Below are 25,972 nucleotides of genomic sequence, written 5' to 3' on the forward strand. Positions count from 1 at the left end.
CTTGGAGGCTCCCCCTTGAATAATTGTAATCGACTTGTAGAGAAAAAGTTTGGGCTCTAAGTAGTTACTCCTTCTCACCTCTCACCCCTCACCTCTAACCTCTAACCTCTCGTATAATATCCTTTTAACCACTGTTGTTGTGCATCCAGCAGTTCATCGAACATTGCTTTAATTTGATCAAGGGTACATAAAGCAGCTGTCAGCGGATCCAAACAGAGGGCGTGAAACGCAGAATCAAGATTTTTTGTGAGGGCAGCTTCAACCACAAGCTCCTGAACATTAATATTTGTCTTATTCAGGGCGGCACATTGAGTTGGCAATGCGCCTATTGCTGTGGGGTGTAGACCACCTTTGTCTACATAAATTGGTACTTCAACAACACAATCTGATGGTAGATTAGTTATAAGACCGTTGTTTTTTACGTTACCGTTTATTTTGGCAACTTGGCCAGTACACATCGCATGTATTATTTTTGGAGCATTTAAAACACTCTTTTCAACACGGATTGGCAGTGTGCCATCAAGCTGTCTCTGGATATTTTTGCTATCGCGCTGATGAATTGTTTCGGCAAGCTGCAGCAGGTTCCAACGACGAGGGAGGTACCTATTGATCATTGCCTCATTTTTTCGAAAATATGGGACATAATCGGTGAAATGCCAGTGGTTTTCAGTGGACCAGTAACCAAAATGTTTAAACACCTCACAGCGTACACCATCTGCATCGTAAATATCTTTTCGATGGATTATCTTTTCAATTTCATTTGTTTTGTCTATGCCATCAACAAGGATTTTTAAAATCCATGTCATGTGGTTTATTCCACCAAAGGTAACATCAATATTATCCGGGATCGGTGAATACATGAGTTTATCCCAATCTTCAGGACTATGTGGATGTTCAACCCATGGCCCAAGCCCCATATAGCCCGCAAGCTGTGCAACCGTATAGGTTACGCCATAACAGAGCCCAATTGATGAGATCTCAGAGTATTCTGTTGCTGCCCATGTGAGTGGAGCAAGCGGATTGGCATAATTTATGAACAAGGCGTTTGGACATAGTTCTGCCATATCATCCAGGATTGAAAGTACTGCAGGAATGTGACGCAGAGCACGAAAGATTCCACCTGGCCCCAAGGTATCACCAACTTCCTGATCAACCCCATATTTACGTGGAATTTCAACATCGAGTTTCCAAGGTTCCAACCCACCAACCTGGATACAATTTATCACAAAATCCGCTCCCGAAAGAGCTTCTCTGGGATTGCTTGTAGCGCTGATAAGGTTTGGATCGAGGCCTTCTTGCTCAAGCATTTTTCGGGCGAGATCAAAAGATCTTTGCAATGCTTTGGTATCAATATCTTCCAGTACAACCTGTAATCCTGCAAGCTCTTTATGGCAGTACAGTGACGAGAGAAGTTGTCGGGTGAACATGGTGCTACCGGCACCGATTATTGCGATTTTTTTCATTATAATATTATCAATTGTTGTAATCTGGGTCTTAAATGCGCCTGGTTTTGAAAGCTACCGCATAGAGGGACACGGACACAATAATAACCAGACCATAGACAAGTCGTGTCCAGTATCCTGATAGCCCGGCACTGATAATACCGGCCTCTATGATACCAATTATTACTGAACCAATTACAGTTCCCCAGATAGTACCTTGCCCACCGAACACAGAAGTTCCGCCAAGAAAAATAGCCGCAAAGACAAGCAGAAGATAGCCTTCACCTTGAGTCGGCCACCAGTTTGCCATTTCAAGGCAAACCATTACTGATGTAAATGCGCTGATAAGCCCCATGAGGACAAAGAGTGAAATTCGTACCTTATCAGTATCTACACCCATCATTTGTGCGGTCTTTATGTCGTCACCTATAAAGCGAATATCGTCACCGAAGACATGGCGATTCAGGAGAAACCAGAACAAAACGGCCAGGGCAACACACCAGAGAGTCTGGGCTGGAATCCAATCGAACAAACGGCCGACAAAGATGTGGTGAAAAGTGGTATCACGGACTTCGGTGAGGTTCAGGGCTAATCCATCTGCGAGTAGGGTGCTTGCTCCACGCCAGAAAAATTGTGTCCCGATTGTGGCTATGATTGCCGGAACACCAATTTTGACAACTATCAAGCCGTTACATAATCCAGCGAAAGCACCTGTGGCAAGGGCGGCAACAAATCCTAATGATGCCCATCCGGTTGCCTCAAAAACGACAGAAAAGCTCAAACCGGAAATGACCATGATGGAGGGAAATGATAAATCCAGTTCTCCGGCAATAATGAGAAGGGTCAGGCCAAGGGCTAAAAGCGTTGGGAACGGAATAGTTGACATGAATGCAACGTAAATTCGCTGGTGCATAAATGTCTGTGGGCTAAGAAACATGAAAAGGCTGAGAAGACTGATAAGAAGACCCAATATGCCAATTTGAAATCTATATTTGAAGAGAGAGTTTTCAATTTTCATAGTAATGATTCAAACTCCGTCTTCATGGATTGGTGCCATTGATAATTCTTCAAGTTTTTCAAAAAGCTCATTCACGGACATAGAGTTACGATGACATTGATGAACAATTCTTCCACGGTTAACAAATACAAAACGATCAGCAACTTCATGGATATGGTGCAGGTTATGAGAAATAAACAGGGCCGAATTACCTTTTTCAGGAATTGAACGAATGAAATCCAACACCCGTCGTACTTCCTTAATGGAAAGAGCGGTTGTCGGTTCGTCTAAAATTGTGAGCTGAGAGTCAAAATACATTGCTCGACTGATGGCAAGACCTTGTCGCTCACCACCTGATAATGAACCGACAAGTGCCTCTGAAGATATTCCAACACCTTTTAAGCCAATACTATTTTTCAACATGCCAAGGGTGAGCTCTTTTTCTTTTTGTACCTGGATAAACCCGAATTTGTTTTTGATATGTCGGCCAACGAATACGTTTCGCCATAGAGGTTGCTTTTCTGCCAAAGATCGTTCTTGATAAACAGTTTCGATACCGAGCGATCTGGCTGATCGAACGGTGTGGCTGCGTAAGTCTACATCTTTGCCATTTATAAATAACTTCCCGGAGTCAGGGCGTAATGCCCCGGAGAGAATCTTGATGATTGTGGATTTTCCTGCACCATTATCACCAATGAGAGCAACGATTTCCCCTTTATCAATGGAAAAACTGATATCCTGCAGGGCTTGAATAGGGCCAAATGACTTATTGATCGAAACGGCCTTGAGAACTTCTGTCATAACACTCCAAAAGATAAGGGACAGTATTTCTGCCCCTTATCTGATTCAAGTTGTGTTGTTTGTTATCGTAAACCTTTTTTCGCAAGTGGAGCGATAAGGTCAACGTTGTCCGCATGGACAAATCCGCCACCTGTTTCGATAACAAGGCCGGAAAAGCCAAACCGCTTTGATAAAGCAATCTGCATTACAGGAAGATAGCCTTGTAAGTATGGCTGGCCGTCTCCAACGAGATCGACATATCCTGTTTTAATTGCTGATGCGGTAGCAGGAGACAAACTAAATCCTGCCCCTACGATCTCATCAGGTTTAACACCAGCGGCACGAAAAAAGTTTTCAAGTTGAGCAGTGAGAGCGCCGTGATCGGTAACCACAATATCGCAGTCGGGATTAGAAGACAGGTATGCTGTGATAACAGGGGTGCCGAGGCTTGCATCTTTGTCAATTTCCGGGGTGATTTCCATATAATCAACTTCTAAACCAGCCTTCTCGAAAGTTTCAATCAATGCTTTGGAGCTTAAACCACGAGTTGGTTGACTTTTAAGTCCCCAAACAAGAGCTTTATTGCCATTTTTGAGGCCAAAACGATTGATCGCTTCGGTAGCCAGGGCTTTGCCTCGAGCATAATTGCTGACACCGGCATAACCAAATCCTGTTGACTGATATTTTTCGATTAATGCCGGGAGCTCAGTATCGGCCGCAGTTACGATTATTCCCTTGCCAGCTGCTTCTTCGACAAAAGGTGCAAATGCGTCGTCGCCGGGGTGTCCCATGACAACAATTCCATCTGGATTTGCCGAAAGAGCCTTCTTAAAATTCTCGATCATTTTCTGTGGACTCCAATCGGAGTACATAAATTCGATATCGCAACCCAGGTCAGTTGCCGCTTGCTGAGCACCATTTTGAACGATGGTGTTGTAGGTTCCTCCGACGGGTCCACCAGTATCGAACCAGATTTTTAATCCTTTACCGCTTTGTTCAAGTGCAGTTCCCGCAAATGCATTGGTGCTGAAAATCAACAGTGCCAAAAATGATAAGAATACGTTCGCTTTTCTAAATCCCATTGCTATCCCCCTTTAGTTAAAAAAAAAATTTTACTCTGAATATTTTCAGCCGAATAAATACTAGAGGGAGTTGTTTCACACCAATATTTAAAATGAATGAATACCCAGCATGGTATAGGATATGCCGATCTATCACATATAATTTTCTCTAATTATCAGCAAGTAACAAATAACCTTGTAGTGTTATATCTTTATAAAATCACTACATGTTACTCCAGGGTCGAAACAAACATTTCCACATCAATGTGACCAGATAGGAATAGAAACCATAATATTATGGTTCTTCACCACTTGAAGGGGCTTTCAGTTTTGCGCCGTCATGACTGACGATCATATAGGGCGTTGCAATTGAGGTCTTCTTGGTTCGTTCCAACTCGTTCCGATGGCTCCCCTGAATTTCCTGAAAGAACTCTCCTCTCTTGTCCGGGCAGTGACCTGTATAAATAACAATCGGCAAGCTACACTTATTGAAAGTTAGGTCGAAAAGAGATCTCTTTCAAAAAGATTGAAAAAATCCTGATAAAGTTTAGTATAACCCTTTTTTTCTGTGAGCGACTAACCTAAGTCTGCTTAAACTCGTTATAAATTCGTCGAGGTATGTGTTGCAGGACGGGAAGCCTGATTTGCCAGAAATGGACGGCCTATCTCATAACTCTATGTAGGAGGATTTATGCAAATGAGTAAAGATAGGTTGAAGCACCGAATTCGTGCAGGCCGTGGCCTTGTTCCGGCCGACAGAGTTGTGCAGGGAGGTAACCTGGTCAATGTCATGTCAAGTGAGGTATATCCTGCAGATGTAGCCATTCATGATGACATTATCGTCGCAATTGGTGATGTCCAAGATTACATTGGTCCCGAAACAGAGATAATCGATGCTACAGGCAAGTATCTGGTTCCCGGCTTGATTGATGGTCACTTACACAGTGAGTGTAGCAAGTTAAGCATCACCAGCTTTGCCAAAGCCGTGGTTCCCTGTGGTACAACCAGTATTGTTTCCGGGCTTGATGAATATATTTCCGTTTCCGGAATGGAAGGTCTTCAGGAAGTTTTTGCAGAAATTAAGAACAGCCCCCTTAAAGTCTTTTGGGGAGCCCCATATAAGACCCCTTATACTTTCCCGAAATCTACAGTAGCTTTTAACTTCACCGAGAAAGTTCACACAGAAGTACAGCAGTGGCCAGAGTGTTTTGGTGTTTGGGAAACTGTACGCGAAGCTGTCATTGAAGAAGATGATGACACCCTCGGCGCCCTTGCCGAAGCGCATAACAACAGAATGCCTATTTTTGGCTGCGCTCCCATGGCGAGAGGTAAGGATCTGAACGGTTATCTCTGTGCCGGCGTACGACTTGACCATGAAAGTTATGATCATGAAGAAGTTGTCGAAAAGATGCGTAACGGCATGCACATGCTCATCCGCGAGTCTTCTGTCACCCACTTTTTACAAGAAAATATGCGGGCAGTGACCGAAATAAACCCACAGCTTGCGAGAAGGGTAAGTTTTTGTACCGATGATGTAACAGCCACCGATGTATTAGAAAAAGGCCATATGGATCATGTGGTTCGCCTTGCTATCAAAGAAGGTGTCGAGCCAATGATCGCAATCCAAATGGCGACTATTAACAGTGCCGAAGCCTATAGAATAGATCACTTAGTCGGTTCTATTACTCCTGGTAAAATTGCCGATATCGTGCTGGTAGATAGCCCTGAGAGCTTTAATGTTGATGCTGTTCTCACAGACGGCAAATTTGTTGCGCAAAACAAAGAACTCACCTATGAACTCAAGGCTCCAAAGCGTAGTGCAATCCTCAGTAGTGAATTGAAGTGCGCGAAAACCACTCCAAAAGACTTCGAGTACCGGGTTGATATGGAAACTGGTGAGGCAGACGTTCTCTCCATGAATGTTGTTGGCCCATTTGTTCGCAAGCGCCGTGATGTCACTTTGAAAGTTGAGAATCACATTGTTCAGCCAGATACTGAACAAGATGTGTTGATGGTTTCCGTGCTCGAAAGATACGGTCGCAATGGCAATAGGTCATTAGCCTTCTGTTCTGGCTGGAAATTGAAAAAAGGTGCCATGGCCTCCTCTGCCGCGCCGGATGATAACAACATTGTTGTTATGGGTGCTGATGCAAACGATATGTCCATTGCTGTGAATCACCTCATTGAAAACGGTGGTGGTCAGGTCATCGTTGCAGACGGTGAAGTCATTGAATTCCTCTCACTTCCTGTTGGCGGCATTGTCAGCGATCTGGATGCCCGGGAGATTGCCTCCCGGGAAGTAGAGCTGACAAAAGCAGCAAACGCCCTTGGCTGCGATCTTCCAGATCCACTCATGTACATGTTCTTTTTACCTATTACCGCAATCCCTGATTACGCAATCACCGATGTGGGCCCAGTGGACTGTATTGCTCTCACAACCTTCGACCCGATTCTTGGTCTTAATCCAAGCAAGTAAGAGGTGAACACGTGGAAAGAAAAGATCTCAAACACTTGATAGACGTTGCTGCCGGCCGAGAAGAAGCCGATTTAGTCATTAAAAACGCCAAAGTGGTCGATGTTTATAACGGCCAGGTCATCGAGGGCGATATTGCCGTGGTCGATGGCCTGATTGCCGGTGTTGGTGACTATTCCGCCGGAAACGAGCTGGATGCCGAGGGGCAGTACGCCACTCCTGGCTTTATCGATAGCCACATTCATATCGAATCATCCTATGTGAGCCCCGAAGAATTGGGCCGCTTGGTGGTTCCCCACGGTACAACCACCATCATTGCCGACCCCCATGAGATCGCCAATGTTTGTGGTTTGAAGGGGCTTGACTACATGATTGATGCCTCGAAGGAAACCGCCCTTGATGTGCAGATGATGTTGCCATCATGTGTGCCGGCCACACCTTTTGAGCATGCCGGTTGCACTATTGATGCAGAGGCTATGAAAGCCCCCATCAAGCGCGAGGAAGTGCTTGGTCTCGGAGAATTCATGAATTTCCCTGGTGTTATCAATGGATTCGATGACGTTTTGGATAAACTGATTGTGGCCAAAAACGCCGGAAAACCAATTGATGGCCACAGCCCGGGTGTTTCCGGCAATGCCCTTAACGCCTATGCAAGCGCCCAGATCAAAACAGATCACGAGTGTTCTACTGTCGAGGAAATGTATGATCGTATCGCACGGGGCATGTACGTTCTTCTGCGTCAGGGGTCAGCCTGCCATGACCTTAAAGAACTGCTCAAGGGTGTTACCCCGACAAACAGCAAACGCTGTTTGTTCTGCGCCGATGATTGCCAACCGAAGACTATTCTCAGCATCGGCCATTTGGATAATCACCTGCGCATTTGTGTTGAGGAAAAAATCGACCCGATCATGGCTATTCAGATGGCGACCCTGAATGCGGCTGAATGCTTCGGCTTAAAAGATCGTGGCGCCATAGCCCCCGGTCTTAAGGCAGATATTGTACTGGTTGACAATCTTACCGACTTTACCGTTCAAAAGGTATGGGTCGATGGAGAGATGGTGGCTGATAAAGGAGATTATCTTCCTGAAATCAAACGTCATGATATCGCCTCCACCAAAGGGAGTTTCAAGGTTAAAGACTTTTCTGTAGAGAAGTTGAAACTTGTTATTCAATCTGAAAAAGCCCATGTCATCAATATATTGCCCGGCGGCGTGGTTACCAGCAAAGAAGTTGTCGAGATTGCAAGAAATAGTGACAACGAATTTGTCTACAACAAGGAGCAGGACGTTGTAAAGGTTGCCGTGGTAGAACGCCATCAAAATACTGGCAATGTAGCTGTTGCTTTGCTTCAAGGGTATGGAATCAAGCAGGGAGCCATTGCTCTTTCTGTGGCCCATGACTCTCACAATATCATCGTGGTAGGTGTAAATGATAAGGATATGGCTTTTGCCGTAGAATCCCTGATTTCTCAGGATGGCGGTATTGTCCTTGTTAACGATGGGCAGGTGCTGGAGAGCATGCCAATGCCGATTGCAGGCCTTATGAGTGATCAGAGTGGCGAATGGGTGGACGCACGACTCACAGCCATCCATGAAAAGGCCCACGATGTTCTTTCCGTAAGCCCTGATGTTGAGCCGGTGATGACCCTCTGCTTTATGTCACTTGCTGTTATTCCTGAAATAAAACTGACAGATATGGGTCTCTTTGATGTGACCAAATTTGATTTTATTTCCATTGAAGCATAAACACTGATTGATTTAACGAGATTTATTAAATGAAAACCAAGCTTCCCTTATTCTGCAAGGGCGATGTTGGTGGTCTGACCTATATCCTGGCCAACAACATAGTCAACTATATTATTGTTATTGCTACATTATCCGGCGTTCTTGGCTGGCCGGATGAAATCGTTTATGGTCGCGTTATTCCAGGTCTGTCTATGGGACTCCTGGCAAGCGGCTTGTATTATGCCTACAGCGCTCATCGTCTTGCCCAAAGAACCGGTCGCACCGATGTGACTGCTCTGCCTTCAGGTGTTTCCACCCCGGCAATGTTTGTTATTCTGTTCGGTGTGATCATGCCTTTGCATTATGCGCTTGATAATCCCGAGCTTGAGTGGGCAGCAGCAGTTGCCGCCTGTTTTATCGGTGGTTTCATTGAGCTGTTAGGTGGTTTTATCGGTCCATGGCTCAAAAAGAGAATTCCGCGGGCAGCACTTCTTGGTACCGTTGCCGGTATCGGTTTTATCTGGATGTCTACCCAGGGTGTATTTGATCTCTATAGTGACCCGATAGTCGGTCTGCCAATTCTTGCAGTTGCCGTTATGGGGCTCTTTGGCGGCTACCTCTTTCCAAAGAAAATCCCACCTTTTGCAGTGGCAATTATCGGTGGTATTGTCTACGCCTACATTTTGGGTCGAACCGAAATTGATTTCAGCGGCATAGGCTTCTATGCACCAAATCCGGTAAATGGCTTCGAAGCCCTGTTAAGCGGCTTTGCCATAGTGCTTCCCTATCTCTCGGTAATTATCCCAATCGAAGTATATAACTTCATTGAGACCATGGATAATGTCGAATCGGCAAATGCAGCTGGCGACAACTATAATGTGCGAGAGGCACAGTTTGCAGATGGTATCGCAACCATGATCTCTGCCCTCTTCGGTGGTGTTGTCCCGAATACCGTATGGCTTGGACACGCTGGTCTTAAAAAGGCCGGTGCATGTATCGGCTTTTCATGGGTTGGTGGTCTCCTGCTTGGCCTTTCCGGTGTTTTTGGTTTGTTTACCTTTTTCAGCGGTCTGGTACCGCCGGCCGTAGCCGCCATCACCTATCTCTGGTGTGCAACCATCATGCTTTCACAGGCTTTCAGGGCCTGTGAGCCCAAGCACTATGCAGGTGTCGGTATTGCCATGGTTCCGCCGATTGCAGATTACCTCTACACCCAGGTTACAGGTGCTGTCGGCACCACCGGCGTCTGGGCGGAGCCTCAGCCATCAGGGCTTTCAGGTTATGGGGCAGAACTGACCCAGAATCTGCTGGAAGCAGGCGTTATGTGGAATGGTGTGCCTGCGGTTAAGGCCGGGTCCATCATTATCGGAATTATCCTGGGCACCTTTGTGGTGGCTGTTATCGATCGACGTCTCGATAAAGCTGGTATTGTCGCATTTGCAGCGGCTGGTCTTTCCATGTTCGGTCTGATCCACAGCGCATTGCTTGGATTCTACCCGACATCTCCATTTGTTCTTGCCTACATCATTATGGGTTGTATCTGTCTGCTGCTGCATACAGGTCGTGACAAATGGTTTGATTCAGATAAAGACTTTGACTATGTGTAACAGCAGGTAACGCCACACCAGTTGAATACAACGTCTTTCCTTTAAGCAGAAAGTGATGTTTGACATCACTTTCTGCTTTTTTTTGCTCAGACACTCGCTGCCAAATACCACTCCCCTTTTGACCAGTTACGACAGGTATGATCCCACCTAAAACATGAATTGGGTCATCAATGATATGTATTGTCGAAGCTCAAGCGGAGCTGTACCCTCAAGCCGGTCTCATGTGATGGATAGGTAGTGATCTATAGTTTTTTCCTATTTGCCACATCGGTAAATTTATTTTAGCATCAGGGAGTTTTGCAGAATGCACAGTACTCACAGAAAGTACTGTCAACAACTCCCTGCTTTTCGCCCAGTAGTGTCCGGGTTCGGGGAAACAGTAGAAGTAAACCTAATGGACAAGCATGAATCAATAACCGGCAAGGAAAATAAAATGACAAACGCAAGAGAGATAGTCCAGCACTTCAAGAAAGGAATGGGAACCCTGACCGATGCAATGCCCGAGACAATCCCCGCCATGGCTGGCTTTATGGGAGCTGCCGCCAAAGACGGCGCATTGACCTACCGAGAGAAGGAACTTGTGGCAATCGGCGTCGCATTGTATACGCGCTGCCCCGAATGTATCGCCGTTCACTGCCAAAAGGCCCTTGAGGCAGGCTGTACCCGGGAGGAGATACTCGAGGCTGCGGGCATGGCAATGGTTTTTGGCGGTGGCCCTGTTCTTGGATCCAGCGCAACGTTGTTGCTGGAGTGTCTGGATGAATTTGCGAAATAACTTAAAAGAGAAGACACTGGTCGAAAGTGGCGGAATATCAATTACATTTCATAACATCCAGATAACCAATCAACTTTACCAGAGTGAAAACCATGTTAAACGTTAGCGATCTCGCGGTCGATAAACTGCACGAATATTTGCAAGCCAATAATATCTCTTCACCTCTCAGGGTGGCACTTTTACCTGGGGGATGCGCAGGTCAGACGCTCGGCCTTGCTCTGGATGACGAGAAAGCGACTGATGAGTCCTTCAAAAAAAACGAGATTACCTTTCTGGTGGAGAAAATCCTGCTTGAGCAGTGCGGTTCCATAACCGTAGATTATGTGGAGGCCGGTGCAAAATCCGGTTTCAGCATCAGCACGACAAAGCCATTGCCAACTACAGGGGGCGGATGCAACTCCACATCCTGCGGAACAGGTGGATGCAGTTGTTGACCGAATGAGGATACACACCTCACCAACGGGTAAGCTGAGGGCGCCCTGGGCGGCCCGCCGCTTACCCGCATCTAGTTGAAATTGCCATATCGAAGATCAGAAATTCTTCCAGTACTACCTATATACCACCTTCCTCTTGTTCACCTCTAAAACAGCCTTGTTCTGGGCACCCTTATAATCACATTCTGTGAAAACTAGAGCCGATTAAGAGTTAGCTTCATCATGTCTAACGAATATTATACAAATACAAATACCGGGGCCAGACCATTGTTTAGAGTGAAACTGATGGCTGGAGAGATTGCCACACACACCCTTTAGATAAGTTCTTGAACAGAAATTTTCCAATAATTTGAATTATTGTGATTTTTACTTAACCACGTCATCCCTACAGCATCATGCAAAGAGGAGAGTCAGAATCAATCGTGGTCTGTCTCGAAATACCAAACGGCGCGTGGTTAGGAGATGGGGGAGAGTTTCTTCTTACGTCTCTTTAAATTTCCCCAAGCTGCTTTGTCGACATAAGAAAACGACTGTGGCGGCCTACCTTTTCCACCGTTGAAATTATCAAGAGAGATGGGGTTCTGAAGAACATTTACATCATCAACCAGAAAGCATCTACCTTTACCTTGTTCACCGTAATACTTGAAGAAGAACTCCTTAGTTGTGCCGGATACATCCTTAAAACGCCTCCACAATGCAGGTGCATCGTCTTCAATAACATCTTTCACTTTGAAGTAGCCTACGATTTTACTCTCCGGGGCCGTCACATACAGGACAACAAATTCAACATGTCTAGGGATGTTAAATTTGCGGAACTCAACCGTCTTTTCACCTCTGAAGATTGCCTTGGCAAACTGAGGATGTATTGAAATCATTATTACATTTTTATTTGCTGCCTTATCCATTGAATGCCTGACTCTCTTAATTCGGTGATTGATTGTGGCTGACCTTTGATTATACCATTGGATTTCAGGGTACGCAGGGTAATCTTTGAATCAAACTGACAAACTGTTCTAAAACGTATTGCCAACACTTCGTTATGCTGACACAATTTCTCAATCTCTGCATATGAGTATACAGTTCGTTTTCCAACAAATTGTGCGATACTTGAGGGATCTGAAGACCGTAGTGTCCCCTCAACGATTCCAACGCAGGTCATTGCTGAAGCATAATTTGATCGATAAAAAAATAGGTTATCTCCTTGCTTAATTTTTTTTATCGACGAATGACATAGATAGGCTTTACGGATGCTATTTCCACATGGTTTTTGCGGAACCGAGAAGAGAGATTGCTGAATTGGCCCAATCTCAGGAAACAGAACTTTATGGTACTCAGGTTTTATAGGGACAACAAAAGACCTGTTGCCGTTGAAAGAGGTAAGATGAGGGCCGAATCGAATATGCAGATCCAGAGGGCTTAGGCTAATCAAATCTTCTTTTGAATATTTTATAGTCTTACAAAGTGCCAATTCATTAGGGGAATCAAGGTTTGGAATGATATTGAAACCAAAGTCATGAGCGAATTCAATAAGCGGCTGCTGCTTTTTGAATGCTGTAAAATACGCAAAATCATATCCATTTTTTCTGAGATATTCAAAAACTGGCTTTAAAAGCAATTCACCTAATCTATTCCCACTGTGTGATTCAGAAACTTTGAACGTGCAGATCTTTAGTACTTTGCCCTCTGTTCCGTCCGGTAATGCCTTCTCGGGCTTTAATATTACAATACCTGCAAGCTTACCTGAGTCGGTTTCGACAACATATGCCTCCCTGTGATTTTTTTTACATTTTACAAGCCAATTATCAAAAGCGGTTACACCATAATCTGACCGTAGCGAATTAAAAATTGGGTCACTCGTATCAAGCGAGTATACCTTTTTACATTTTACTGTAGGTGGAGGAGGTGGAGAATCATCAAAAAGATCTTGAACAAGGGCAATAGCATCATGTAAAAGCAGGATTCGAGAATCAATACCAAGCTTTTTGCCTTTTTTGTGGATGCCAATATCTTCTGTTACAAGGTAATCAACTAGATCTCCTTGTAGCGCTGCCAACAGGTGATGGTCTACCCAGTCGTTGGTACCTGCTTTTGGTAGAGGAATAATAGAGGGGTTAAGAGTGGTCGCGGAGGGTGGGGAATCCAGAACAGGATATCTTTGAATGGTTGTCAGCCTAAGGTTCTTTCTCTTTGTATTTTTATCTTTTTGGATGTCGTAAGTAATTGCGGGGTGTATGAAGACTTGCTGACTTACTTCAGTGCAAAGGCTTAGTAGCTTCATGGCCCGGACAGTATTAGCCTCAAGATCCTGGTTTGACGTCGGCTCTAAGGGGATAACAATATTAGTATCTAATAGATATTTCATCACAGAATCTGTATTCTTACTACACGAAAAGGGGAAAAGGCTTAGTCATGGAATTTCACTAAAGTACCCTTTTAGCAAATGCTAAAACTGGTTCTATGTTTCCCATGGGGTTTGCAATCATGTATGGAATATTTAAGTGTCTAGCGATTTGTTTAGAATATTTTAACTCTTGAATTTGAAAATCAGCGATTGTATCAATTGCTGGTGCCTCCCCGTCCCGGTGACATAGACGCGTAGCGATATCATGGGGATTGTCTTGAAGAACAATAAAGGCTTTTGCGGACATCTTCCTGAACGTAGATTTTGGGACTTCTCTTACGAACCCTGATTTATCTAATAAGCAAAAATGCCCATCGAGTAGGCTGTGTGAATCGTTTGGAATGTAGTTTGAGATTGCTTTTATAAGAATGTCCTGATTGGCTTCTATGTCTTCTGTGTGTTTGTTCACTGTGTGATCGACTTCCCCCATACGTTTGATGAGGTCGCTTGCGGAGTGATGGTCAACACCGAGTTGTTGAATTAATTTTCGGCAGAAGGTAGTTTTCCCAATGCCATGGACCCCGCCTATAAAGATAATATGGGGAATGATGTTTTTAATCATTTGCTCTTAAAGAGATTACGGGCTAAATGTTAAACAAATCTATCATCTTTATATGACAATTCAGTACGATAGTAAAAATCACACCTAAACTCAAGGCCTGATACTCCCCCACTACAAGGATTGGACACAGACCACGGTTGATTCTACTCCCAAAATACTACGTGGTTATTAACTCAATGAGATTGCCACCACATATCTTATAGGAAAATGATAGCAAATACCAAGGTCAGACCACTGTTTAAAGTGAAACTGATGGCTGGAGAGATTGCCACACACACCCTTTAGATAAGTTCTTGAACAGGAATTTTCCAATCATTTGAATTATTGTGATTTTTACTTGACCGCGTCATCCCTACAGCATCATGCAAAGAGGAGAGTCAGCAAAAGTAGTGAAAGACACAGTTCTCAGCTGAGTATTGTATAGAACTACTAATACTTTAGAAATAGTTGTACAGGGGGTGTACAATTAATGACATAAACGAAAAAAGGGGTTACAGCTAATCAGCTGTAACCCCTTATGTATATGGTGACCCCGGCAGGATTCGAACCTGCGACACCAGGATTAGGAATCCTGTGCTCTATCCCCTGAGCTACGGGGCCAACATTTGCAATTTTCGGTGAGCAATATTACCCGAGTTTGCGATTTTCGCAATATCTTTTCAAGGCTCCGTTCAGTTCCTCAAATACTTTCTCGTCCAGTACCACGTGACATCGACATGTCAGCCATCGCAGCTCGTTCTATGCAATAGATATCATATTCTAGTTTCGGATGATTGGCAGGGATACATAAGCTCCCGCAGTTGATGCTGCAAGACCAATAGAAAAGCCTCTACTTCACTGTACCATCCTGCAACAGAGTCTCACCATCGTTCAACCCCGAAGCTGGAAATTTATCACCGGTAGTGAAACCATGTACCGCACAGTTTCTACCGATGGTTATTCCTGGTGGTATAGTTACACGTTTGCCGATAACAGTAATCCCGGTATAGAGATGATCGGGCGAGGCACAGTTTACAACATCATGACCATCGCCATAGCCAACCACCGCTCTTTCGCTCACTTCCACATATTTGTCGACAATGGCCAGATCCACAACTCCGTCTTTCCGTACCGTGCAGCCTTCAAAAAGGATGGAGTCCTGTACCATAGCGCCCTTTTCCACCGTCACACCCGGTGCCAGTATCGAGTTAACCACAGTACCTTCTATCCGGCAGCCTGCTGCTATCATGCTATTATGCAGTTCGGCCTTATAGCCGTATCTTGCCGGAGGCCAGTCATATATCCTGTGGCTGGACTCTACATTGGTTATGATCCCCCACTGCTCTGGGAGCAGGCCACTGTCCGGGTTCAGGATATCCATATTGGCCTGCCAATATGCCTGGATGGTCCCCACATCCCGCCAGTAGCCATAGAATGGATAGGCGAAGACATTATCATTTTCTATGGCCCAGGGCAGCAGGTGCATGCCGAAATCCAACTCGTCTTTATTGCGGGCAAGCGCCTCCAGCAGGTAATTGCGATCAAAGACGTAAATGCCCATGGAAGCGAGATTACTGCGGGGCTTCTCAGGTTTTTCCTCCCAGTCAATGATGCGGTTTTTATCGTCGATTATACCGGCACCATAGTGGCGAATCTGACTTTTGGGCACAACCATCATGGACACGGTCACATCCGCCTTTTTGGAGCGGTGATATTCGAGCATCACCTCGAAATCCATATGGTAAATATGATCGCCGGAGAGGATGAGCACCTCTTCTGAGGGGTTGGCTTCGATAAAGTCTATATTTCTGCGCACTGCGTCTGCTGTTCCTTTATACCAGTCAGAATCCTTTGCCCCGGTGCGAGGCGGCAGTATTTTCACCCCACGGGTTCTGCCGGTGAGATCCCACGCTTCGCCCGCTCCAAGATGATTCATGAGGGAGAGCGGCTTATACTGGGTGAGTACACCAACCTTCTGCAGCCTAGAGTTGGTGACATTGGAGAGGCTGAAATCAATAATACGGTAGATGCCGCCGAAAGGCACCGCAGGCTTGGCCCGCTGCTCGACCAGAATATTAAGGCGGCTGCCGACTCCACCCGCCAGCAGCAAAACCAGGGCTTGTCTGGTGTTCCTCATCGAAGCACCTCCCCAGCCTTCACCTTCTTTTTCCAGCATGTATCATTCAGCTCAGGCCAGATGGTGGCTCCGTGACCGATTGTAGTCTGATCGGGTACGTCGTTATTCCATCCAATGACTGTAACCCCGCTGGATTTTCCTCCTGCACCGATCTGTACATGATCACCGTAATAGGTGTTCACATCCGCCACCACCTTGGTCAGGGTGCAGTTATGGCCAACCACATTGTTAAAGAACAATACCGAATCTTCTACCAGGGTATTGCGACCTATCTCCACGCCTGGAAAAAGAACGGAGTTTCGAACCGTGCCTTCTATGCGGCAGCCGTTATAGATCAGACTGTTAGTTACTGTGCCGTAATCACCGACTATCGTCGGCTGAAAATCACGGATATCCCGATGATCGAGGTTAGTGCGAAATCCCCAGTTCTCGATATCGATCAAGGGCTTTTCTCCCAGCAGATCCATGTTTGACTGCCAGTATTCATTAACCGTACGGGTATACCCCCAATAGCCGCAGAACTTGTAGCCATAGATTTTGTACCCTGCCCGCATCATATATGGAATAATGTCGCGACCAAATTCGAACGACCTCTGCCCCTGATTAAATTGGAGCATCTGATACAATACCTGCGGTTTGAAGCAGAACACCGTCAGTGAAGCCCATTCCGCCTGGGAGTTCTCAGGCTTTTCCCAATACTCCAGCACCCGACCACCCCGGGCCCCATCCTCATCGGAAATTGTCGCAACCCCGAAACGGTGAGCCTCTTCCGGACTGATGTGAATCAATGCCATTGTCAGGTCTGCATCCCGCTCCTGATGGTAGCGGATCATATGATCGTAATCCATATGATAAATATGATCGCCGGAAAGAATGAGGATGTGCTCGGGGTCGTGGAACTGTACGAAGTCGATGTTTTTATGCACCGCGTCGGCGGAACCCCGGTACCAATCCTTATGGGTGGAACCGATGAATGGCGGCAGAATGGAGATACCGCGGTGACGGCCAAGCATATCCCAGGCTGCGCCTGTGCCGATATGATTGATGAGGGAGTAACTGTGATATTGACTGAGAATGGCAACCTGCTCAATTTCTGAGTTCATCAGGTTACTTAACGGGAAGTCTATAACCCTGCCGAACCCACCGAACGGCAGCGCGGATTTCGGCCGACCGTAGGTTAGGACGTCGAGTTCGTCGACCCTGCCTCCTGCAAGGATCATGGCCAGGGTGGTCGTTTTCAGCATCAATGGTCTCCCGATAGAGTGAGGACCGCAGGAAATTGTATAGGTATTGACCGGCAGCATGTCCCTGCCGGTCAATACCTATACAATCTATATATGACGCGTAATATATCTTTTCAAACTCGCAGAGGTAAACTCCTTGTCACCGAGATCGAGGTTCTTCAGCGGCACCTCTGCCCGGGCGGCCTCTTTGTGGCCACCTGCTGAACCAACTTCACCGAAAACCTTGCTGGCAAGTTTTCCCGCGGATTTTCGATAGCCGTCGCAACGGAAGATAACCACCAGCTTCTCGCCATGATAGCCTGAAACAAAAACCCAGTCGATCTCTCCAACGTGGTTGAGGAAATCGGCGATAATCACCAGCACATCAGGGCTGCGAACCTTACCGACATGCGAATAGTAACGTCGCTTGGAGTATTTCAAAGACTGAAGAGCTATATTGAAATATTTCAGTTCTGACTTGCGCAGGTCGGTAAGCTCGAATTTTCGTACCAGGTTACGGTTAGCTATATCAAAAAGATATCGAAATGCATTGCCGTCCGCAAGCAGTGATTTCTTCTCAAAATTCTGGGTATCAACCTTTATTGCGTAAAACAAGGCAGTTGCTAGAGCAACCGATGGTTTCATACCGGCGGCACGGAGATATTCGACCATCATGGTAGCTGTTGCACCATACTCCGGACGAATGTCTATAATTGGCGCATCCCACTCACCACTTACCGGATGATGATCGATGATTACATCAATCTGCATCTTCTCAAAACACGGCAGGTGACTTGGCTGAGAGTCGACCATTACAGTTTTATTGAAGTCTCCAATTTTGACATTGCCAAGGCGCTCAAGCGGAATTTTCAACCGCTCCACCATGGAGACATTATTCATACGCCGGATCTCATTGGGATGGGCGATCACGACGTTTTTCACCCGATACCTAAGCAATCTTTTTATGGCCATGCCACTGGCCAGTGCATCGGGATCTGCATTTATGATAACCAGAACAGAATCATCTTTATCAAAAATGGCCCAGAATGCATCCAGTTTATCTTTTGCTGTGCCCCAACTGGCGAACCTGTCGGTACAGCCATTCCTCTTCTTGTGGTTTTTAGCCATTTACACGGTAACAGTGGTCTTTAAGTTGTTAGTATGGGATCACACACGTCAAATACGCGTCTGCAATTTGCTGGTAGCTCAAATTACACTTTCAACTCTTAACAGAGTTGTCCCTGATCTTTTTTCCTGTATGTGCCGTTCAAAAAAACGCAAAAAGGCACCACGCTCACACAGGAATACACAACCCGTATGCCAGCCACCTCCAGTAAAATTCAGCCCTCCAGCCAATCCGAAAGCTTCTCGCTGAGAGCAGTAAAATATTGGCAATTAAATAATAATTTCAGTCACTTTCAGAGAAACCAATATCACGTAAACTCCTCAATATATCACAACAATTGAAAAAAAATCAAGTCTACGGAACCATAACCCGTACTCCGGAGTCTGATTAAAGGAGCTTGTGGAATGTACCAACCGCTCTCCGAATGCTCTCTTAAGTAACCGTAACCTTTCACAACTTGACCTGCAATGGCAATGATGGTAAGGGATTACAAGTTATCATAACTGCCCGCACAGTGTATATGTCCGCTCTCCCTATAACTTTTTCCATGATACGATATTGGCAATGAAAAACATACTCGCAATTGCTCTCGGCGGCTCAATAGGTTCAATTGGGCGGTACTTTATTGCTTTAGCGGCTGCCCGAGTTGGTGGTAACTTCCCCTTAGGAACCTTCGTGGCCAACGTATGCGGTTGCCTGTTCATAGGTTTTTTCTGGAGCTGGTTTGACAGAGTTGAGATCAGTCACGAATTCCGACTGTTTCTCTTTACCGGTTTTCTCGGCGGATTCACTACCTTTTCAACCTATGCTCGTGAGAGTGTTCAATTCTTCCGTGCAGGTGAATCAGCACATGCCATAGCCTATCTTATCGCCAGCAATATCGTCGGACTGGCCTTCGTATTTGCCGGATTCCTGTTGGCTGAAAAATACATCCGACTCTAACTGCTCCGGCATCAAACAGCTCTAGCTACCATTTATCATTCGTCTCCTCAATGAGTAGCAGGTGACCCCGAAAATATTCATTCATTCAGCGACAGTATTAGCTGGCTTGAGTTTTATTTTGGCCAATTACGGTATATAGTTGGGTAATAACAGGCAAGCTATTTGCCAGATTCGATTTTATACTTTACATAATACGCACGAAGCTAATATATGCTCACTTTCGATGAGCTTCGTTACCCAGGCTGTGCTTGAGAATTATTCGTGTGTTACGATGGCTCATCCTCAACCAGACAGCACAAACAGACTCAACCCGGGGCTCTCGGAATGGGCCAGTGAAATTACGTGAAATTACTCGACAAATACCTCCTTAAACAGTTCAGCAAATACTTCCTTACAGTTACCTCCGGCTTTGTTGCGCTCTATCTGCTCGTAGACTTTATTGAAAAGTTCGACCGATTCACCAGTGCAGGCAAATCACTTGGTCTAGCCCTTAAGTTCTTTTTGCTGAATATTCCTTTTATCATCGATCAACTTGGTCCTATTCTGATTCTTCTCTCGGGAATTATCAGCCTTGGAATTCTTAATCACACCAACGAGCTTACAGCTCTGAAAGCCGGCGGCATCCCTCTTCGTAAAATTATTAAGCCACTTATTTTGGGCGGGCTTGGGATTACAGGCCTGCTACTCGCCTCTGCGCAGTGGCTGCTGCCCTATACCATTTCTACCACGAACGAGATCTGGCACGAACAGGTTGGCGGCAAGGTACCTCTTGGTATCTACCGCAACGGCCGCTATTATTATCGAGGTGTGGAAGGTTTCTACTCTTTCGAGTGGCCCAATTCACAGAAACTGGTTTTTCGCCACTTTTCCTATTCCCGTTGGAATTCTGAATATAACGTCGAGGCACTGATTACCGCCAAGTACGCCAAGTGGCATCCCCAAAAAGACAAGTGGATACTCGATGTAGTCCAGGTTCAGGAGATTAATGACAAAGGCAAATATGTGATTCAAAATATGAATCACTGGGAAGTTCACTTACCTGAAGACCCGCATGACTTCCTGGTACCTGAATATGAGTCGGCCGAACAATCATTGACGCAGCTCTATCATGCGACAACCACCCAGGACACAGCAGATCTCACAAACCGCGCCAGGACCGATTTTTTCAGCCGTATCTCCTATATCCTGCTTGGGATGCCATTGTTGCTGCTGGGTATGCCCATGCTGCTCGCCTCCTACCAGAAATGGGGCCGTGATCTTTCGGTGGCGATCCCTGCCAGTTGCGGTATGGCCTTTTTTGTCTGGGGCATCTGGGGCGCGCTGCAGTCCCTGGCCGGTGCAGGCTATATCCCACCAATCTTTGCCGCCTCGACCATCCATGTGATATTTGTCAGTATAGGAATTTTCCTGCTCTACCGGCAAAATCAGTAAGCCGTATGTCAGTCTGAGCATTTTTTCAGGTATTTTTCATGTATTCTGTTCGCAACACCATTTGCAATAGAGTGTACTCAACAGCTATTGCCAGAGACCACGGGAACGTGCTGCGCAGTGTCGACAGGCTGCTTGCCGAAACCGATCTGGCTGACAGGCTAAAGGCTGTTACCACAGTTCTTATTAAACCCAACCTGGTCGAGGCACTCGAGCCACCTATCACTACGCCGGTTGCACTGATTGAAGCTCTGGTGTGTCATCTGAGAGCCATTTCACCTCACCTCGAAATTATGGTTGGTGAAGGTACCGGCTCTACTGATTACGACACGTACCATTGTTTCGAGACCCTCGGCTACACCGGGATGGCCGCCAGGCAAGGGATAGAGCTTGTTGACCTCAACCCTCTCCCTTCAACCAGACTCGCCGATAAGCGCTGCCGTCGGTGGCCTGAAATGTACCTGCCCAAACTGCTTGATGATATCTTTCTGTTATCTGTTCCGGTGCTCAAGGCTCACTCTCTTGCCGGGGTCACCCTGACCATGAAAAACATGATGGGATGCGCTCCACCTGAGCATTATCAGCAAGGCGGACATTGGGGAAAGTCATCATTCCATGAACGCATGCAGGAATCCGTTTTTGACCTGAACTGCTACCGCACACCGGACTTCACCCTCATGGACGCAACTGTCGGCATGAGCCAGGCCCATCTCTGGGGCCCCCATTGCGACCCACCTGTTGGCAGAATTGTCGCATCTGCTGATCCTGTTTCTATTGATATGTATGGTTGTCAACTGCTGGGGAAAGACTGGCGACAAATCGATCATATCGCCATGGCGCATGTATTACGGGACAGCCAGGAAGAGTATGAATTAGTGGAAGTATAAAATACGATTGCACTATAAACAAAAAGGCCTCTGGAACGTTAGTTCCAGAGGCCTTTTTGTTTATAGTAACTACTGCCCTGAATACTCATCAGCCAGGTAGCGTCAGGTTCGAAGTTTTTGACAGTCAACTATAGATTGCTATGTTAACTGTCAAAACACTGAAGAAAATGGCATTACTGGCTGATGAGTGAAACAAGTTAGCTGGCAGGCAACTGCTCCGGCACCGCCTCAACGGGAACTTCCTCGACCATAGGCTCGATAGAAAGCAGTTCAACCTCAAATACCAGCACGGAGTTTGGCTCGATTCTTGGCATCACACCCTGCTCACCATAGGCAAGCTCGGAAGGAATAACAAGGCGCACCTTGGAGCCAACCGGGATCAGCTGCATCGCCTCTTTCCAACCAGGAATTACCTGGTTTACAGCAAACACGATTGGTTCACCGTGGGCAATGGAGCTATCAAACTCGGTACCATCAATGAGACTGCCCACGTAATCTACCTTGACCTGGTCGGCAAGCTTGGGCATAGGTCCATCACCTTTGGTGATAAACTGGTACTGGAGGCCGGAATCAGTTACGACCACACCATCGTTCTTTTTATTCTCCTCGAGATAGGCTTGACCACTCTCCAGGTTTTTCTGTTTCATTGCCTCGAGTTCAGCCATTTGCTTGGCCTGAAGCCTGGCACCGAACTCTTTTTGAACTGTAACAATTTCTTCGGGATTCATGGCAAGTTCGGCATCGGAAAAACCGTCAGTGATACCGCGAACCAGACTTTCAAAGTCGATATCATCCCCGAGATTATTAAAATAGCGACCTACATCACTGCCCATGGCATAGCTTAATTTTTGAGAAAAAGTCTCGAGTTTCGGCTTTTCTGCTGCCTCCTGGGCAAACAGCATCACCGGAACTGATACGACACAGGCGGCAAAAAGCGCGATTATTCGTTTCATTCAATGCTCCTTTCAGTTTGTGCTCATCGCACATGGTTGATCACAAACGCTGGCTATAGAGATATCCGCCAGGGTTGTGCGTATTACTTCTCTTCTCCACCTTATGGGGTCAGGTATGCCTCTATACTGCATTCCTGGCTAAAAAGCATCCGCTCTAAATTGGAAATTTACTCCGGCCGGAAAAGCTCGGTCATAAAAAGAGTTATCGAAAATCGTTGATTCCCTCTCCTGCTGAAAAAACTCTGCTGAAAGCATATCAGAATCTCACCTGACAAGACAAGGGTGTTCGGGTAATCCTTTCCCTCCGATTCCCTCATTCAATCACCTTACGCGCTTTCAAGAAACTGTAACCGGAACAGAGCGTTTAGCTTTATATTATAACCACGGTTATACCCTGATTCCTGCGGTTAAGGTTCTTGTTCAACCTCAGTTGCGGGTAACGGTTGAGCAGGTCTTTTACCACTCCGTTATTTTTATGAAAATCCTCTCCGGAAACATAACTGCTGAGCTGACCGTGGCTACACATATAATCGAGAGTTTTGCGACATTCCCGGCGAATGGCCCCGCCCTTGCCGGAAGAGCCGTAACCATGGATGACCGTCAGCGCCTGTATCTCACCATTTCTCGCCTCTCGTATGGCCACCTGCAGCTGACGTAGAGCACTCTCCACGAAGGGCATTCCCTGCTCTAAATTAATTGTACGATGAAGAAATGTTTTGGCTTTGATGCGAGGTTCGGAACCTGCCTGCTTTGACCCGCAGAATGGGCAGAAGCTTTTATCATTATCAATCTCGTTTCCGCAAATCAGACAAATATCCATACCACTGTTACTATATACGCCTCGCGGATATTACGTGTTCCATCTGCCTGATATGCTGCATAATAGTCTTAAGATGCTCGAGATCTTTTACTTCCAGAGTGATGTGCAGATCAGCGGTTTCCTCTACGGTAGTGCGACCTGAAATATCTGCGATATTAGCGTTATCTGCACTGATAACCGCACTGATTTCAGCAAAAATGCCACGGCGGTTCTCCGCCTTGATATGGATGGCGACATTGTAATACTTTTCTTCCATACCGGCCCATGAGACATCAATCCAGCGAAGCGGGTCGGTGGATGTCAGATTGACGCAATCCTGCTTGTGGATCGAGACACCGCGTCCCTGGGTGATAAAACCGACGATAGGGTCGCCCGGCAAGGGGGAGCAGCAGCGACTGATTTTGGCCAGCATGCCATCTACACCTTCAATGCTCACGCCAGACTTGTCCCGATTGGCTGATACAGTGCTCTGCGGCACTGCTGCCTCGGTCAGTTCTTCCTGCGACAATTCTGCGGTTTGAGCCACATGCTCGCCTGCGCTCTCGGCAGGCAGCAGTGCCCGGATGAGAGACTGCAACGTTATTTGACCATTGCCGACCTTGATCAGCATGTCGTCAAGGGAATTGCAACGCAACGCTTTGAGCAGCTGACGTATATGACCGCCCTTGATCATCCTCTTGAGAGTCATATCGTGCTTTTTCAGCTCACGCTCGCAGATCTCCCGGCCAAGCTTGAGTGCCTTCTCCTTTTCTTCACGACGCAACCATGAACGAATCCTGGCCTTTGCTCTGCTGGTCTTGACCAGATCAAGCCACCCTCTTCGCGGCGTCTGGGTAGGTGAGGTAATAATCTCGATAATATCGCCGTTCTGCAGCTTGTACTTCAGCTGTACCAACCGCCCGTTCACCTTGGCACCTACACAGTGATCGCCCACCTCAGAATGAATTGAGTACGCAAAATCAATAGGACAGCTGCCATTGGGGAACTCTTTTACCTGACCGGCAGGAGTGAGGGCATAAACATCGGGATCATAGAGCTCACCACGTACTGAATCAAGGAATTCCCGTGGATCTTCGACCTCTTGAAGAGACTTGACCAGCTTTTTCAGGTCACGAAAGAGACGTGCATCCTTATCTGTGGCCTTTTGTCCCTCTTTATACGCCCAATGTGCTGCGACACCTTCCTGGGCCACCCTGTCCATATCCTCTGTACGGATCTGGATCTCGATGAAATGGTCTCTCGGGCCAACGACCGTGGTGTGCATGGACTGGTAGTTATTGGACTTGGGGACAGAGATGAAATCCTTGATTCTGCCTGGCACCGGAGACCACTCTGCGTGAACCACACCGAGGGTTTCGTAACAATCTTTGACCGATTCGACAATAACCCTGAAGGCAACCTTGTCGTATACCCGCTCCAGTGGAATATTCTGGGCAATAAGCTTCTTGTAGATAGAATAAATATGCTTGGGTCTGCCGATGATACGAGTGGGCTCAATATCATTTTCGGCCAGCTTCTGGTGGAGTATGGCTATTACCTCATCAACATACTCCTGTCTCTCTTCAAGAGAACTCTCCAGCTTTTCCGTAAGGTCTTTATAATCTTCGGGATAAAGATATTTGAATGAGTAGTCCTCAAGTTCACGCTTCAGCCAGTCAATACCAAGCCTTGAAGCAAGAGGAGCATAGAGATCCATGGTCTCCCGGGCAATTTCCAACTGGGTTTCCCGGTCAACATGATCTAGAAGGAACAGGTCCTGCAGGCGGTCGATAAGTTTCAGCAGCAGTACACGAATATCTGCAGCTATGGCGAGCAGCATCCGGCGCACATTCTCTGCGTGGCTTACCAGCTTGCTGTTATATTGGACCTTGTTGATCTTGGTAGCACCAGCCACAATGGCCGCAACATCGGGACCGAAATCCTTTTCCAGTTCCTCGATGGTTACCCCCTCGTGCGGGACACCATGAAGCAGGCCGGCCAGAACGGTATCCAGATCCAGATGCATTGATGCCAGGGTCGAAGAGACCTCCAGCAAATGGATCAGATAGGGTTCGCCGGAGAGATGGAGTTTCCCGCTGTGAACACGGGTGACGACCTCCCACGCCTTATCTATGGGTGAGAGGTCGACACCATGCAGGTAATTTGAAGCTAGAATTTTCAACCCTTTCGGGTTTAACATCGATGAGTAGGGCATAGCACTGCGTAACGCAAACTCTTGGCG

At 46.5% G+C, this 25,972-nt stretch carries 21 protein-coding genes and 1 tRNA gene; 8 read left to right on the forward strand and 14 right to left on the reverse strand.

All coding sequences use genetic code 11. From position 1 onward, the window contains the following. Nucleotides 1-101 precede the first annotated feature (101 nt). The 4 genes from melA to ACN5NT_RS12065 all read right to left on the reverse strand — a co-directional run bounded on the left by melA (nucleotide 102) and on the right by ACN5NT_RS12065 (nucleotide 4,301). Nucleotides 102-1,463: an alpha-galactosidase gene (gene melA, locus ACN5NT_RS12050; protein WP_419175593.1), complete on the reverse strand. Its 1,362-nt coding sequence runs from the start codon at nucleotides 1,461-1,463 to the stop codon at nucleotides 102-104. A 31-nt stretch (nucleotides 1,464-1,494) separates the two neighbouring features. Further along, nucleotides 1,495-2,460 carry an ABC transporter permease gene (locus tag ACN5NT_RS12055; protein ID WP_419175594.1) on the reverse strand — a complete coding sequence of 322 codons (966 nt, stop codon included), beginning with the start codon at nucleotides 2,458-2,460 and terminating at the stop codon, nucleotides 1,495-1,497. Between the two features lie 9 nt (nucleotides 2,461-2,469). Further along, a complete protein-coding gene (locus ACN5NT_RS12060; protein ID WP_419175595.1) occupies nucleotides 2,470-3,240 on the reverse strand; it encodes an ATP-binding cassette domain-containing protein in 771 nt (256 codons plus the stop codon). Nucleotides 3,241-3,302: 62 nt separating this feature from the next. Continuing rightward, nucleotides 3,303-4,301, reverse strand: coding sequence for a substrate-binding domain-containing protein (locus ACN5NT_RS12065; RefSeq protein WP_419175596.1), 999 nt, complete (start codon nucleotides 4,299-4,301; stop codon nucleotides 3,303-3,305). A 670-nt stretch (nucleotides 4,302-4,971) separates the two neighbouring features. Between ACN5NT_RS12065 and ACN5NT_RS12070 the strand changes: the two genes are divergently transcribed. The 5 genes from ACN5NT_RS12070 to ACN5NT_RS12090 all read left to right on the forward strand — a co-directional run bounded on the left by ACN5NT_RS12070 (nucleotide 4,972) and on the right by ACN5NT_RS12090 (nucleotide 11,293). Further along, on the forward strand, nucleotides 4,972-6,756 hold the full coding sequence (locus ACN5NT_RS12070; protein WP_419175597.1) for an adenine deaminase: 1,785 nt from the start codon (nucleotides 4,972-4,974) through the stop codon (nucleotides 6,754-6,756). 11 nt (nucleotides 6,757-6,767) lie between these two features. Further along, nucleotides 6,768-8,498 carry an adenine deaminase gene (gene ade, locus ACN5NT_RS12075; RefSeq protein ID WP_419175598.1) on the forward strand — a complete coding sequence of 577 codons (1,731 nt, stop codon included), beginning with the start codon at nucleotides 6,768-6,770 and terminating at the stop codon, nucleotides 8,496-8,498. Between the two features lie 29 nt (nucleotides 8,499-8,527). Next, nucleotides 8,528-10,084 carry a xanthine/uracil/vitamin C permease gene (locus ACN5NT_RS12080; protein WP_419175599.1) on the forward strand — a complete coding sequence of 519 codons (1,557 nt, stop codon included), beginning with the start codon at nucleotides 8,528-8,530 and terminating at the stop codon, nucleotides 10,082-10,084. 433 nt (nucleotides 10,085-10,517) lie between these two features. Continuing rightward, nucleotides 10,518-10,859 (forward strand): carboxymuconolactone decarboxylase family protein, encoded by a 342-nt coding sequence (locus ACN5NT_RS12085; protein WP_419175600.1) that lies wholly within the window; start codon nucleotides 10,518-10,520, stop codon nucleotides 10,857-10,859. 92 nt (nucleotides 10,860-10,951) lie between these two features. Next, nucleotides 10,952-11,293 (forward strand): IscA/HesB family protein, encoded by a 342-nt coding sequence (locus ACN5NT_RS12090; protein ID WP_136799735.1) that lies wholly within the window; start codon nucleotides 10,952-10,954, stop codon nucleotides 11,291-11,293. Nucleotides 11,294-11,748: 455 nt separating this feature from the next. On the opposite strand, the gene ACN5NT_RS12095 is transcribed toward ACN5NT_RS12090, so the two are convergent. The 7 genes from ACN5NT_RS12095 to ACN5NT_RS12125 form a co-directional block, all read right to left on the reverse strand. Next, nucleotides 11,749-12,198 carry an ASCH domain-containing protein gene (locus ACN5NT_RS12095; protein WP_419175601.1) on the reverse strand — a complete coding sequence of 150 codons (450 nt, stop codon included), beginning with the start codon at nucleotides 12,196-12,198 and terminating at the stop codon, nucleotides 11,749-11,751. Further along, a complete protein-coding gene (locus ACN5NT_RS12100) occupies nucleotides 12,171-13,655 on the reverse strand; it encodes a GNAT family N-acetyltransferase (RefSeq protein WP_419175602.1) in 1,485 nt (494 codons plus the stop codon). The genes ACN5NT_RS12095 and ACN5NT_RS12100 overlap by 28 nt, the downstream gene beginning before the upstream one ends. Before the next feature lie 58 nt (nucleotides 13,656-13,713). Next, entirely contained in the window at nucleotides 13,714-14,256 is a 543-nt protein-coding gene (locus tag ACN5NT_RS12105) for an ATP-binding protein (RefSeq protein WP_419175603.1), read from the reverse strand. A gap of 524 nt (nucleotides 14,257-14,780) precedes the next feature. Next, nucleotides 14,781-14,856: transfer RNA gene (locus ACN5NT_RS12110), tRNA-Arg, on the reverse strand. Nucleotides 14,857-15,085: 229 nt separating this feature from the next. After that, on the reverse strand, nucleotides 15,086-16,411 hold the full coding sequence (locus ACN5NT_RS12115; protein WP_419175604.1) for a glucose-1-phosphate adenylyltransferase family protein: 1,326 nt from the start codon (nucleotides 16,409-16,411) through the stop codon (nucleotides 15,086-15,088). Continuing rightward, complete coding sequence (locus ACN5NT_RS12120) at nucleotides 16,369-17,616, reverse strand: glucose-1-phosphate adenylyltransferase family protein (protein WP_419175605.1); 1,248 nt, start codon at nucleotides 17,614-17,616, stop codon at nucleotides 16,369-16,371. The genes ACN5NT_RS12115 and ACN5NT_RS12120 overlap by 43 nt, the downstream gene beginning before the upstream one ends. An 87-nt stretch (nucleotides 17,617-17,703) precedes the next feature. Beyond that, a complete protein-coding gene (locus tag ACN5NT_RS12125; RefSeq protein ID WP_136798041.1) occupies nucleotides 17,704-18,723 on the reverse strand; it encodes a DHH family phosphoesterase in 1,020 nt (339 codons plus the stop codon). Nucleotides 18,724-19,285: 562 nt separating this feature from the next. Here ACN5NT_RS12125 and crcB point away from each other — a divergent pair. From crcB to ACN5NT_RS12140, 3 genes are all read left to right on the forward strand, one after another. Beyond that, nucleotides 19,286-19,663, forward strand: coding sequence for a fluoride efflux transporter CrcB (gene crcB / locus ACN5NT_RS12130; protein ID WP_136798042.1), 378 nt, complete (start codon nucleotides 19,286-19,288; stop codon nucleotides 19,661-19,663). 342 nt (nucleotides 19,664-20,005) lie between these two features. Further along, nucleotides 20,006-21,094, forward strand: a complete 1,089-nt coding sequence (locus tag ACN5NT_RS12135) for an LptF/LptG family permease (RefSeq protein WP_419175606.1) — start codon at nucleotides 20,006-20,008, stop codon at nucleotides 21,092-21,094. A 38-nt stretch (nucleotides 21,095-21,132) separates the two neighbouring features. Then, nucleotides 21,133-21,978: a DUF362 domain-containing protein gene (locus ACN5NT_RS12140; protein WP_419175607.1), complete on the forward strand. Its 846-nt coding sequence runs from the start codon at nucleotides 21,133-21,135 to the stop codon at nucleotides 21,976-21,978. Between the two features lie 197 nt (nucleotides 21,979-22,175). On the opposite strand, the gene ACN5NT_RS12145 is transcribed toward ACN5NT_RS12140, so the two are convergent. From ACN5NT_RS12145 to ACN5NT_RS12155, 3 genes are all read right to left on the reverse strand, one after another. After that, entirely contained in the window at nucleotides 22,176-22,931 is a 756-nt protein-coding gene (locus tag ACN5NT_RS12145) for an FKBP-type peptidyl-prolyl cis-trans isomerase (RefSeq protein WP_136798045.1), read from the reverse strand. Between the two features lie 370 nt (nucleotides 22,932-23,301). Then, complete coding sequence (locus ACN5NT_RS12150) at nucleotides 23,302-23,601, reverse strand: Smr/MutS family protein (protein ID WP_419175608.1); 300 nt, start codon at nucleotides 23,599-23,601, stop codon at nucleotides 23,302-23,304. A 160-nt stretch (nucleotides 23,602-23,761) separates the two neighbouring features. Then, nucleotides 23,762-25,945, reverse strand: coding sequence for a RelA/SpoT family protein (locus ACN5NT_RS12155; RefSeq protein ID WP_136798047.1), 2,184 nt, complete (start codon nucleotides 25,943-25,945; stop codon nucleotides 23,762-23,764). Between the last annotated feature and the right edge of the window lie 27 nt (nucleotides 25,946-25,972).

The sequence above is a fragment of the Desulfosediminicola sp. genome (genome assembly GCF_048381775.1).
GTDB classification, from domain to species: Bacteria; Desulfobacterota; Desulfobulbia; order Desulfobulbales; family Desulfocapsaceae; genus Desulfopila; species Desulfopila ganghwensis.